This is a genomic window from Streptomyces phaeofaciens, from assembly GCF_014648915.1.
GTDB lineage: Bacteria > Actinomycetota > Actinomycetes > Streptomycetales > Streptomycetaceae > Streptomyces > Streptomyces phaeofaciens.
In genome coordinates this window covers 1-12,334 of sequence record NZ_BMSA01000004.1, presented here as the reverse complement: position 1 = coordinate 12,334, position 12,334 = coordinate 1, and the positions used below count along the sequence as shown (strand labels likewise).

The following is a 12,334-nucleotide window of genomic DNA, read 5'->3' as shown; positions in this document are numbered from 1 at the left end:
GGCTCGGTGCCGGCCCGCCCTCGTCCCGCTCACCCGAAGCCCGGCGCACATCGTCGAACCTTTCACGGCCCCGCTTCCGTGTATCCGGTGCAAGCGGTCGGCGAACGGCAGGCGGGACGAGGCGCGTGATGGGCGATTCCGTGGGCGTACCGCGCTCAGTTCATGGCCGCCGCGTGCCCGCTCCGCGTCGCACGGGCGCGCAGCGCGTTGATGGCGTAGTGCTGGCGCGACTTGACGGTTCCGGTGGGTATGCCGAGGATGCGTGCCGTCTCCTGGATGGTGCGGTCGCACAGGAAGGTGTGCAGCAGCACCTCACGGTGGTCGGGCGAGAGATGACGCAGCAAGGACGTCGTCTCGATCGAGATCAGCACGGCCTCGGAGTGATCGGGCAGGACGAGGTCGCTGTTCTCCGTGCCGACGCTCTCCCGGCGGGCGGTGGCGGTGCGCATACGGTCGATGATCAGATTGCGGGTCACCGTCAGCAGCCAGCCCCGCACGGATCCCTCGGTGCTGTAGAGCCGTTCCAGATGCCGCCAGGCGCGGATGAACGCCTCCTGGACGATGTCCTCGGCGGTGTGGCGGTCGCTGAGCGCCTTCTCGGCGTAGGCGAGCAGCGCCGCCGTGTGATCGGTGACCAGATCGTTCAGCAGCCGCGTCCGATGGGCGGTCGAGGCGGCGTCCGCGAGAGGGGTCGTGTTCATCTTCCGGTTCCTGAAGGGGAGATGGGGTCCACCCCTCTTCCGTACGCCGGCCTCCCTCCTGCCGGCCGGGCGCGGCCGGTCGGGCGGGAGACGCGGCCGGGACGGGTGCACCGGCACGGCGCGGCGGGCACGGGGGAGGGGCGGGTGGAGCCCCGGACAGAGCGGTCGCCCAAAGGGTAGGCAGGGCCCACTTCCGAAACACTGACGGTTTTCTGACGACGGATTGCCGATGACGGATTGCCGACGATGGACCGGTCGGTCCGCTGCCCGTGCCCGCTTCCGTGCCGGTGTCCGAGGTCCGCCTCGTCCACGTCGTCCACGTCGTCTACGTCGTCTACGTCAGTGTTCGCGCTCGCGTTCGTGTCGCGAGGCCGCCTCGTCGGTGCCGGGGTCCGCGAGCGCCGTCAGCCGGGCGCGTACCTCGTCGGCGTCCGGGTGGCCGATGGCGTCGAGGATGTCCAGTGCCTGACGCCAGGCGTCCGCCGCTCCGTCGCGCTCGCCGGCGGCGTGCAGGGTGGCGCCGATGTGGGCGAGGGTGTCGGCCTCCAGGGAACGGTCGCGGATCGCGCGGTAGAGCCGCAGCGCGTGCGCGTAGCACTCCAACGCCCGGTCGTGCTCGTGGAGGTGGTGGTGGGCGTAGCCGAGGCTGTCCCACGCCGCCGCCTCACCGTTGCGGTCCCCGGTCTCCTGGTGGATCACCAGCGCCCGGCCGCACTCCTCCAGCGCCTTCCGGTGATCGCCCGTCAGGATGTGGGTCCAGCCGACCTCGTTGGCCACGCTGGCCTCGCCGCTGCGCCGTCCGGCCTCGCGGTACAGGGCGTCCGCGTGGCCGTAGTGGCCCAGTGCCTCCTCGTGGCGCCCCTGCGCGTTCGCCAGGAAGGCGCAGTAGCGGTGGACGCGGCCCTGTCCGGCCGGGTCCCCGAGGCGGGCGAAGAGGTCCAGGGCCCGGGCCAGATGGTCGGCCGCCTCCTCCCGGCGCTCCAGCCGCCCGAGGGCGAAGCCGAGCGCCCGATGCGCGTGCGCCTGTCCGCGCTGGTCGCCGAGCCGCCGCGCGGTCGTCAGCGCCATGGTCTGTACGGCGACCTGTTCCTGCCGGTGGCCGTTGCGGTCCAGATACAGCTCGATCGTCGCGGCCGACTGCCAGGTCTGCCGGCCGGAGTCGAGGCGGGCGCTCTGCTCGATCACGGCGAGCAGCACCGACCGGTTGGCCTCCAGCCACTCGGCCGCGCCGGCGTGATCGAGGAAGCGTGACACCTCCGTCCCGGGGAGCGGCGGCTCCAGGTCGATCCGTTCACGGCTCGGCGCGAGTGTGCTGTCGGCGGCGTGCGCGCTGTGCAGACAGTGGTCGTACAGGCGATGGCGGGCCGCCCGCTGTTCCGCCGGGGCGTCCAGGGCGTCGCTCAATTCGGCCCCGTACACCCGCAGCAGCTCGTGGCAGCCGAAGCGGCCCGGCACGGTCTCCGACAGCAGATGTGCCCGGGTCAGCTCCGCCAGCAGCGGGCGCACCTGGGCCGGGCGCTGTCCGGCCAGGCTCGCGGCGGCCGCGACCGAGCAGCCGCTCCCCGGGTGGAGCGACAGCAGCCGGAACACACGTGCCGCCCCGGGGCTGAGGAGTTCGTACGACCACGAGAAGGCGCTGCGCGCGTCGGCGGCCGGCGCCTCGCCGGAGAACCCCTGGAGGCCGTCCCCGCTCTCCGTCAGCTCCGCGGCGATGCCGGAGAGCGGGAAGGTGGGATTGACCGTCGCGCGGGCGCCGACGATGGCCAGCGCGAGCGGCAGGCCCCCGCACGCGGCGACGATGCGGTGGGCGGCGTCCGGCTCGCGCGCGATCCGCTCGGCGCCGAGCCTGCGGGAGAGGAACCGCAGGGCGTCGTCCGCGCCGAGCACGTCCAGTGTCACGGAGTGCGCGCCCTCGCCGGCCACCAGCCCGTAGAGCTGGCTGCGGCTCGTGACGACGACCATGCACCCCGGCGCTCCGGGCAGCAGCGGGCGGACATGTTCGGTGTCGCGCGCGTTGTCCAGCACGATCAGCACCCGCCGCCGGGCGAGCAGACTGCGGTACAGGGCCGCCTGCGCGTCCAGTCCGGCCGGGACGCGCTGGGCGGGCACGCCGAGGGCGTCGAGGAAGGAGCGCATCGCCTCGGCCGCGCTCATCGGCGTCCCCGTGGGGTGGAAGCCGCGCAGGTCGACGTAGAGCTGCCCGTCCGGGAACCGGTCGGCGATCCGGTGCGCCCAGTGCACGGCGAGCGTGGTCTTGCCGACGCCCGCCATGCCCCCGATCGCGCTGATCACGACCGTGGAGGCGGCGTCGCCCGGCAACAGTTCACGGAAGCGCGCGAGTTCGGCGGCCCGCCCCGTGAACGATCGTGACTCCGCCGGGAGTTGTGCCGGGACGACGACGGCAGGTGTCAGACCCTCCGGCTCCGCCGCCGGTGTGCGCCGTCCCGCCTCCGTGGTCCCACCGGCCGAGCCGGTGGCGTCGCCGGCCACCTGGTCCCGACCCGGCACGTACGCCCGGGTCAGGACCCGTCGCTGCGCGGTCTGGAGCTCCGGTCCGGGCCGGACGCCCAGGTCCTCGTCGAGCCGGGAACGGACGGCACCGTAGACGTCCAGCGCCTCGGCCTGGTGACCGGTGGCGGCCAGCGTCAGGATCAGCCGGGCCTGCAACGCTTCGTCGAGCGGATGGTGCGCGGCCGCCTGACGCAGCGGCACCAGTACGCGCGAGCCCAGCTCCCGCCCCGCTTCCAGCGCCAGGTCGGCCGCTTCCTTGACCGTGGCCAGGTGCTCGCCGTCGACCACCCCGAACGCGGGGTGGGCCCGCACCTCCGCCGGTATCCCGGAGGCGGCGGGCCCCCGCCAGAGGTTCAGGGCCTCGACCAGCAGCTCCGTCGCGTCCGCCGGCCGCAGGGCCTCGCCCGCCCGTTCCCGCAACTGCCGGAAGCGCAGCAGGTCGAGGGAGTCGGGGCCCGCCTCGAAGCGGTAGCCGCCGGAACCCCGGAGCAGCCACCGGGACGTGCCTCTGGCCGGCAGCTCCGGTTCGAGACAGCGGCGCAGCGCCCCGATGTGGCGGTGCACCACGTTCACCGCGCTGTCCGGCGGATTCTGTCCCCACAGGACGTCGACGATCTCGTGCACCGCGACCGGATGACCCGGCTGCGTCAGGAGGAACGCGAGCAGAGCACGCTGTTTGGGGGGTCCCAGCACGAACTCGATCTCGCCCCGCCAGGCCCTGAGCGGGCCCAGCACCGTGAATCGGGTATGCACAGTGTCCCTCGTCGGACGGGCCTCGCCCGATCGAATCGACCGGGATCAGACAGGGATTGGACAGGAATGGACCGGTGTGAGCCTACCTTGGTCGCGCCGCGTCGTGGCCCCGGCGGCGAACCACGGAGCGGAGCGGGAGCACGGCAGTTTCGTCCTCGGTCGAACCCGGGAGACCGGTCACCACGTGTAGCTCGTAGCGGCTCCCGACAGGTCGACGGGACGGACCACCGGCCCGGGGAGAACGCTTCGGCAAACGCGCAGGTGGGGCGGCGTCCGCGCCCGTCCCGGCCGCGTCTTGAGGAGAGGAAGAATCGCCCCGATGGACAACGAGGACACCGTGTCGGTGGAGCCGGACCGTTCGCGAACGGTCGCCGGCCGCTACCGTCTGCTGTCCCGCCTCGGCGAGGGCGGCATGGGAACGGTGTGGCGCGCACGGGACGAGGTGCTGCACCGCGAGGTCGCGGTCAAGGAGGTGCGCGCTCCCGCGGGCATGTCCCGCGCCGACATCGAGCGCATGTACACCCGGCTGGAACGCGAGGCGTGGGCCGCGGCCCGGATCACCCACCCCAACGTGGTCACGGTCCACGACGTCGCCACCGACGACGGCCGCCCCTGGATCGTCATGGAGCTCGTCCGTGGACGCTCCCTGGGCGACCTGCTCCGCGGCGGGCCCCTTCCGCCGCGGCGAGCCGCCGAGATCGGCGCCGAGGTCCTGTCCGCCCTGCGCGCCGCGCACGCGGTCGGCGTACTCCACCGCGATGTGAAGCCGGGCAACGTCCTGCTCTCCGACGACGGCAGAGTCGTCCTCACCGACTTCGGCATCGCCACCGTCGAGGGCGACTCCTCCCTCACCATGACCGGCGAGGTCGTGGGCTCGCCCGAGTACCTGCCGCCCGAGCGCGCGCTGGGCCGCACCCCCGGCCCGGCGTCCGACCTGTGGTCCCTCGGCGTCCTGCTCTACGCGGCGGTCGAGGGCATCTCGCCCTACCGCCAGGACACTCCGCTGAGCACCCTGCGCGCCATCGTCGACGACGACCTGCCGCCCGCGCGCCGGGCCGGCCCCCTCGGCGCCGTCATCGAGGGACTCCTGCGCAAGGACCCCGCCGAACGCACCTCCGCCGAGCGGACCGAGCAGGCCCTGAGGCTCGTCGCGTCCGGCGGCACACCCGCAGCCGCCGGTCCGCCGACGGCTGCGGCCACGCCGGTCGCCGCGCATACGCAGGTCGCCGTCGATCTGCCGGCCGCCGCCGATACGGCGTCGGCCGTCGATACGGCGTCGGCCGTCGATACGGCGTCGGCCGTCGATCTGCCGACCGCCGACGGCACACCGACCGCCGTCGACCCGGTGGTGGCCCAGGACACGCCGACCGCCGTCGACCCCGCGAGGGCCTCGGACACTCCGACCGCCGACGACACGCCGATTGCTGACGACACTCGGACCGCTGACGACATCACGACCGCGGTGGACGCGCCCGCCCTCGCGCGGTCGGCGACGGTCGTGGACCGGCCCGCAGCGGACGACCCCACCCTCGCCCGGCCGGCGACCGCAGGCGACGCGGCCACCACTCCGCCGCCCACCACCCCGCCTTCCGCCGTCCAGCCGGTGCCGACGCACCCGGCGCGGTTCGCGGAACCCACCCTGAACGCACTGCCGGACCCGCCCGCCCCGCGCCGTGACCGGCGCGCCTCCGCCCTGCTGATCGCCGGTACCGTCGCCTGTGTCCTGGCCGCCGCCGGTCTCGGCTACGCCCTGACCGACCACGGCGACGACGGCACGACGGGTGCGGGTCCCGCCGGCACCCGTTCCCCCTCCTCGACCGCGAGCGACGGTGCGCGGAGCGCGGAGGACGTCGCCTCGCCCGCCGCGGCCGGGAGTCAGGGGCAGCAGGACCAGGACGCCTCCGCCTCGCGGACGATCCACCTGACGGTGACGGGAGCCCACACGACCTACGTCGGCGTCTGCCCGCCGCCCGCCGGCCAGGCACCCACCTTCACCGTCACCTTCGCCGTGGACCGGGTACCGGCCGAGATCACCTACCGCTGGGTGTCCAAGGACGGCTCGGTGGTCGACCGGGAGTGGCGGAAGGTCACGTTCCCCGAGGGCGGAGACCGTACGGCGCAGGACACCGTACGGCTCACGACGTACTCGAGGGCCGGCACGCTGCGGAGCGAGATCGGCGTGGAGGTCAAGGACTCGCTCCGGACCAGCTCGAACACGGTGCCCTTCTCGGTGACGTGCGAGGACGAGGGGGCCTAGGCGGCCCACGGGGCGTCCTCGGCGGCCCCAGCTCACCGCCGTACCCGCGACCGGGACGAGCCCGTGCCGAATACGGTCAGAACTCATCCCGGAACGGTTGAACTCGGTCGGGATCCACCTACGTGTTGGTGATGTACGAGTCCACCCTCGGGCCCGATCGGGCCCGAGGCGTGACTGGATTCCCTGCTGAGCACCGTTCACGAGGAGTACGCAGTGCCGTCGGTCATCGTGGGACGCACAGGTCCCTTCACTGGTCAGAGCGTGGTGCTGGGCGATGCGCCAGTGACATTCGGGCGCCGGAGCGACAACGGGGTCGTCATCGTGAGCACCAGCGCCTCACGTCTGCACGCCGAGATCGTTCCGGAGGGAGCCGGCTACGTCCTCCACGACCGCGACAGCCGGAACGGGACGCATGTGAACGAGCAGCGCGTCACCCGGCACGTGCTGCGCCCTGGCGACTGCATCCGCATCGGCGACGAGACCTTCCTCTACGAGGCGCAGGACGTGATGGAGACGGTCATGGACCTGTCTCTGCTCGACACCCCGCGCGTCGCCGTCGCCGACCCCGGCACGCTCCAGGTCACCGTGGCGGGGGGCGGGCCCGTCGGTCTCGCGTTCGCCCTGGCCCTGGAGGAGCGGCTGCGGGGCCGGGTGGCCGTCACCGTCTACGACGGCCGTTGGATCAAGAGCTGCGCCCGGATCGTCTGGAAGGACGAGAGCCACGGCAACGTACGGCGCCAGCAGGTGGTGACCGTCCAGAGCCGGCAGTACCTGGCGCTGTCCGAGGAGGTCGGCTCGGCGCTGTTCGACGCGGGCGGCTACTCCGAGATGTGGCCCGTCGGCCCCGACTCCGTGGACGGCCGCCCGCCCCGCAACATCCGTATCGCCCATGTCGAGGACCGGCTGCTGGAGCTGGCGAACCGGAGGCCGGCCATCAGGCTGGTGCCCCGGCGTTTCGACGCGGCGGAGCAGCAGGACCGGACCGCCCGGCAGCATGTCCTCGTCATCGCCGAGGGCGGCCGCTCTCGGACCCGCGAGCACTACGCCGACCGCTTCGGTACGGCGGACGCCTCGATCTACTCCCTCGACGGTGAGCACCTCCAGGACGTCGTGCTCGGGCTGCGGGTCAAGTCGGCGCTGACGGACCCGATGAGTGTCCTGCTGACGGTGTCGCAGAACCGGTTCCTGCTCAACTCGCTGCGCGGCGAGGGCTTCCTGAACATGCGGCTCACCCGCGAGGAGGCCGAGAACGTGATCGGCATCGATCCCGTCCGCAAGGTCTTCGAGGAGTGCATCGCCGCCCGGCCCTGTGTCATGGGGCGGGCGCAGGACAACGAGTTCGTCTGCCCCACGCACGGAACCCTCTTCCTGCCCGCACTGCTGCGCAGTTCGCCGCTGTGGAAGCGGATCCTGGAGGGACTGAAGCTGTTCGCGGTGGCCGAGGACGACCTCACCGCCATCACCTCCTTCCGTCTGGACATGGTGCAGCGCCCCCGCTTCACCGCTCAGCTCGCCCGCCCCACGGCGACGTCTCCGGGGACCTTCGGCTTCCTGCTGGGCGACGCGGCGAACGCCATCCACTTCTGGCCCGGACGCGGCCTCAACAGCGGTCTCGCGTCAGCGACGTCGCTCGCCCGCTCGCTGAGCCGGGCCTGGCAGGGACGGCCCCTGCGTGACGCCGACTTCATCCGGCACGAGGCGGCGATGTCCATGCTCCAGTACCGGCACAAGAGCCGGGCCTGGAACGCCATGGTGACCACCGACGAGCAGGGCGCCACCCGCGCCATCAAGGACATCGTCGCCCGCAGCATGGAACCGGACGCGGGTGGAGGCCGGCGGGGGTCCGACCTCGACGTGCTGCTCGACCGTATGAGCGCCATCCGCGAGCGGCTGGCGGCGCGTCTGCCCGGGATGCCCACCGACGAGGCGCTGCGCGCGCACCTGTCGGCGCTCGCCCCGGAGACGCTGAGGACGCTCCAGGAGAGCGGGGCGTGGGACACGCTGATCGTCGGCGGCGAGGAGGCCGACATCGACCTCTTCTACCAGTCGGACGCGCCCGTCTACGTACCCCGCCCCGACCCGCGAGCCGGCCTGTCGGCACCCGCGCGTGAGGACGCCGTCAGGACGCCGTCAGGACGCCGTGAGGACGCCGTGAGGACGCCGTGAGGCGCCGTGCGGCCGGGCGCGGTGCGGGAGGACGCCGTGCCCGTCGGCCCGTACGGCGCCGAGGAGGTCATCGGCTCGTTCCGAGTGGAGGGTGACGCGCCGTCAAGCAATGTCGGCAATGCGTCAAGTGGGCACGCCGGGGGTTGGAAACTTCAACGCGCTGTATTGACGAGGGCATGACTCAACAGTTTAATCACGGCTTGAGATAAGTCGATTGGGTGTCACTGCCCTACCACCCGCCCCTCACCCCGCCTTCACGGACGAGCCGCAGGCTCCGGGCCGGCCCCGGTATGCCTTCAAGCCATGAAGGTGCGGGCCCCCACCGAGAGGTCGTGTCATGACTGAGCCGCTCAGACTCCCGCCCCTGAGGGGAACCCCACCGCCCCACCGGCTGCCCGCCGCCGTGACCGCCGTACTGCTCCTCGTCCTGGTGCTGACCGTCGGCCCCGGACTGACCCCGCAGGCGGCCGCGGCGGGTGAACGGGTCGACGTCTGGCTGACCACGACGTCCGACGCGGCGGGCCGCAACGTCACCCGCGGTCTCGCCCAGCAGGCGGCCGTGAACTTCGGCCCCTCGGGCGGCGGCGCCGACCAGACGATCAGCGTCGACGAGTCCACGACCTACCAGCAGTTCGAGGGCGGCGGCGCCTCCATCACGGACACCACCGCCCACCTGCTGCGTGGCGGCGCGATCAGTGCCGCCACCCGGGACACCGTCATGCGCAAGCTGTTCTCGCCCACCGAGGGCATCGGGCTGTCGTTCGTCCGCAACCCCATCGGAGCCTCGGACCTGTCCCGGCCCGGCAACGTCTCGCTGGACGACACCTGCTGCACCCTGAACGACTTCGGCGCGAACGGCTACGACACCGATGTCCGGCTGCTGACCGCGCAGGCCGAGCAGCTCAATCCGGCGCTGCGTGTGAAGGGTGTGCCGTGGAGCGCGCCCGGCTGGATGAAGGACAACGGCCGCATGGACCAGATGGGCTGGCTGAAGTGGGAGTACTACCCCATGTACGCCCAGTACCTGGTCAAGTACATCCAGAGCTACCAGGCGGCCGGCGTGCACGTCGACTACCTGTCGGTGCAGAACGAGCCGAACTGCTGCCAGGCCGCCAACCCCACGGCCATGAACTACCCCGGCATGAGCTGGAACCCGTCCGGACTCGTCGAGTTCACCAAGAACCACGTCTACCCGGCCTTCCGGGCCGCCGGCATCGACACCAAGGTCCTGATCCACGACTGGAACTACGGTGACTACGCGAACTTCGGCGCCGCCATCCTCGCGGACGCCGGCGTGCGCAACGACCCGCTCTTCGGCGGCATTGCCTGGCACGGATACTCCGGTGACCCGGCCGTGGGCACCCAGGTGCACAACCAGTACCCGAACGTACGGCAGTTCAGCACTGAGCACTCCGGCGGCACCTGGATCACCAATCAGCACAACGAGGACCTGGCCGACATCGTCAACTACGCCCGCAACTGGAGCAGCAGCCTCGTCAAGTGGAGTCTGGCCCTGAACCAGGACATGGGCCCGCACAACGGCGGCTGCGGCACCTGCACGGGCCTGATCACCGTCCAGGAAGGCGGCCCGCGGGCCGGGCAGGTGGACTACACCGTCGAGTACTACACCACCGGCCACCTGACCAAGTTCGTCCGGCCCGGCGCCCACCGGATCGCCTCCACCGCCTCCACCGCCGTGCCCAACGTCGCCTGGCGCAATCCGGACGGCTCCAAGGCGCTGATCGCCCACAACGGCGGCACGTCCGCCCGCTCGGTCCGCGTCGACTGGGGCGGCCAGTCCTTCGTCTACACCCTGCCCGCCCGGACGACGGCGACCTTCACCTGGACCGGCACGCCGTCCGGCAATCCGGGCGGCGGCACCACCGGCACCCTCACCGGGCTCGCCGGCAAGTGCCTGGACGTCGCCGGAGGCGCCACCGCCGACGGCACCGCCGTGCAGCTCTACGGCTGCAACGGCAGCACGGCCCAGCGCTGGACCGTCGGATCCGACGGCACCGTCCGGGCGCTCGGCAAATGCCTCGACGTGAGCGGAGCGTCGACGGCCGACGGGGCGAGAGTGCAGCTCTACACCTGCAACGGCACCGCGGCACAGCAGTGGTCGTACAACTCGACCACGCACGACGTCGTCAGCACCGGCGCGAACAAATGCCTCGACGTCACGGGCAACAACTCGGCGGACGGCACCCCCACGCAGATCTGGACCTGCACGGGCGCCGCGAACCAGAAATGGACGCTGAACGCCGCCTGATCCAGCCGGCCGGGCCTTCGGCGAGGGTCCGGCCGGCGCTCGGCGTACGCGGGCCGTCCCCTGTCTTCGGGGGCGGCCCGAGCCGCGCCGGGGTCACTCGGTGATGCCGGCGGCGTCGATCAGCGCGGAGGCCGTGACGACCGCGAGCCCGCCGAGGTCGTCGGCGCCGATGCCGGCGCGGGTGGCGGCCCCGTCGTAGACCACCGCCAGCTGGCGGGCGAGCAGGTCGGGGTCGGTGGCTCCGGCCCGTGCCGCCTCGGCGCGGAAGAAGTCCAGCATCCGCCGCTTCACTCGCGCGGCCACGACACTCGCCGTGTGCGAGGGGTCTCTCAGCGCGACCTGCGCGGCCGCGTAGGGGCAGCCGAGGTAGCCGGGTGAACCGGCCGCCTCCTCCAGCCGCTCGAACACGTACAGCATGCGCGCGCGGGGGCCCGGCCCTGTGTCCGGGGCCGGCAGGACCGACGCGGTCACGGCCGGAGCCAGGTGTTCCAGCGATGCCGCGAGCAGGGCGTCCTTGCTGTCGAAGAGCTGGTACATCGACCGCTTGGAGACACCCGCGACCCGGCAGAGGTCGTCGGTGGGGATGCCCGGTCCCTCGCGGTAGAAGAGCTCGGCCGCGGCGTCCAGCAGACGGTCGCGCGCAGACGTGGCGGCCCGCGTGCCGGGCGCTGCCTTCCCTGGGGTCATGCCGACGAGAGTACCGCGCACACTCGACAGAGGAAACCGATCGGTTTACAGTCGGAGACGTGAGGAAACCGATCGGTTTCCTCGTGTGCCGTGCACCCGTGGCCGAACCGCGCCCGCACGGCTTCGGCCGCACCGCGCCGACCCGGACGCGTGCCCGGCACGCATCCACCGCGCACTCCAGGAAGAAGGCACCACCATGACGCTCAACGGCTCCGTCGCCCTCGTGACCGGCGGCAACCGAGGCCTGGGGGACAAGTTCGTCCGCGCCCTGCTCGAAGCCGGCGCGAGCAAGGTCTACGCGGCGGCCCGCGACCCGCGCACCGTCACCGCGGCCGGCGCGGTCCCGATCGCCCTCGACCTCACCGACCACGCGTCCGTGGTCGCCGCCGCGGAACAGGCCCAGGACGTGACACTCCTGGTCAACAACGCCGGATCGTCCACCGGCGCCGGGATCCTCGACGGCGACCTCGCCGACTTCCGACTGGAGTACGAGACCCATGTGCTCGGCACGCTGGACGTCACCCGCGCCTTCGCGCCGGTACTGGCGCGCAACGGCGGGGGCGCGGTCCTGAACGTGCTGTCCGTCCTGTCCTGGGTCTCCCTCCCGGACGCGGCGGCCTACTCCGCCGCCAAGGCCGCCGAGTGGTCGGTCACCAACGCGCTGCGCGGGGCCCTGGCCGGGCAGGGGACGCAGGTCACCGCACTGCACGTCGGCTACATGGACACCGACATGGTCGCCGCCCTGGACGTCCCGAAGTCCGACCCGGCCGACATCGCCCGGATCGCTCTCGAAGGCGTGGAGAAGGGGCTGCTGGAAGTGGTCGCCGACGACCTCAGCCGGCAGGTGCAGAGCGGACTGTCCGCCGGCGCCGAGGCGCTCTACGCGCAGCTCGCCCGCGGCTGACGGGCCATTCCCGCCCCCGCCCCGCCGTACGGCGCATTCCAGGGGTCGTCGCAACACAGTGATCAACTGGCTGTGGCCAGGAGCTT

7 protein-coding genes are annotated in these 12,334 nt (G+C 72.4%); 4 read left to right on the top strand and 3 right to left on the bottom strand.

Translation table 11 applies throughout. The features are described from left to right. Positions 1 to 155: 155 nt before the first annotated feature. On the bottom strand, positions 156 to 701 hold the full coding sequence (locus tag IE275_RS09895) for a sigma-70 family RNA polymerase sigma factor (RefSeq protein WP_189709904.1): 546 nt from the start codon (positions 699 to 701) through the stop codon (positions 156 to 158). Positions 702 to 1,040: 339 nt separating this feature from the next. Further along, positions 1,041 to 3,965 (bottom strand): AfsR/SARP family transcriptional regulator, encoded by a 2,925-nt coding sequence (locus IE275_RS09890; RefSeq protein WP_189709902.1) that lies wholly within the window; start codon positions 3,963 to 3,965, stop codon positions 1,041 to 1,043. A 319-nt stretch (positions 3,966 to 4,284) separates the two neighbouring features. On the opposite strand from IE275_RS09890, the gene IE275_RS45840 reads away from it, so the two are divergent. The 3 genes from IE275_RS45840 to IE275_RS09875 all read left to right on the top strand — a co-directional run bounded on the left by IE275_RS45840 (position 4,285) and on the right by IE275_RS09875 (position 10,657). Continuing rightward, positions 4,285 to 6,222 carry a serine/threonine-protein kinase gene (locus IE275_RS45840; RefSeq protein WP_229870173.1) on the top strand — a complete coding sequence of 646 codons (1,938 nt, stop codon included), beginning with the start codon at positions 4,285 to 4,287 and terminating at the stop codon, positions 6,220 to 6,222. 213 nt (positions 6,223 to 6,435) lie between these two features. Then, entirely contained in the window at positions 6,436 to 8,388 is a 1,953-nt protein-coding gene (locus tag IE275_RS09880) for an FHA domain-containing protein (protein WP_189709900.1), read from the top strand. Between the two features lie 337 nt (positions 8,389 to 8,725). Next, positions 8,726 to 10,657 (top strand): lectin, encoded by a 1,932-nt coding sequence (locus IE275_RS09875; protein WP_189709898.1) that lies wholly within the window; start codon positions 8,726 to 8,728, stop codon positions 10,655 to 10,657. A gap of 93 nt (positions 10,658 to 10,750) precedes the next feature. Here IE275_RS09875 and IE275_RS09870 read toward each other — a convergent pair whose 3' ends face one another. Then, entirely contained in the window at positions 10,751 to 11,344 is a 594-nt protein-coding gene (locus tag IE275_RS09870; RefSeq protein ID WP_189709896.1) for a TetR/AcrR family transcriptional regulator, read from the bottom strand. A gap of 196 nt (positions 11,345 to 11,540) precedes the next feature. Here IE275_RS09870 and IE275_RS09865 point away from each other — a divergent pair, with 196 nt between their 5' ends. Next, the gene (locus tag IE275_RS09865) at positions 11,541 to 12,248 is read left to right on the top strand and encodes an SDR family oxidoreductase (RefSeq protein WP_189709894.1); all 708 of its coding nucleotides are present in this window, start codon (positions 11,541 to 11,543) and stop codon (positions 12,246 to 12,248) included. The last annotated feature ends 86 nt before the right edge of the window (positions 12,249 to 12,334 follow it).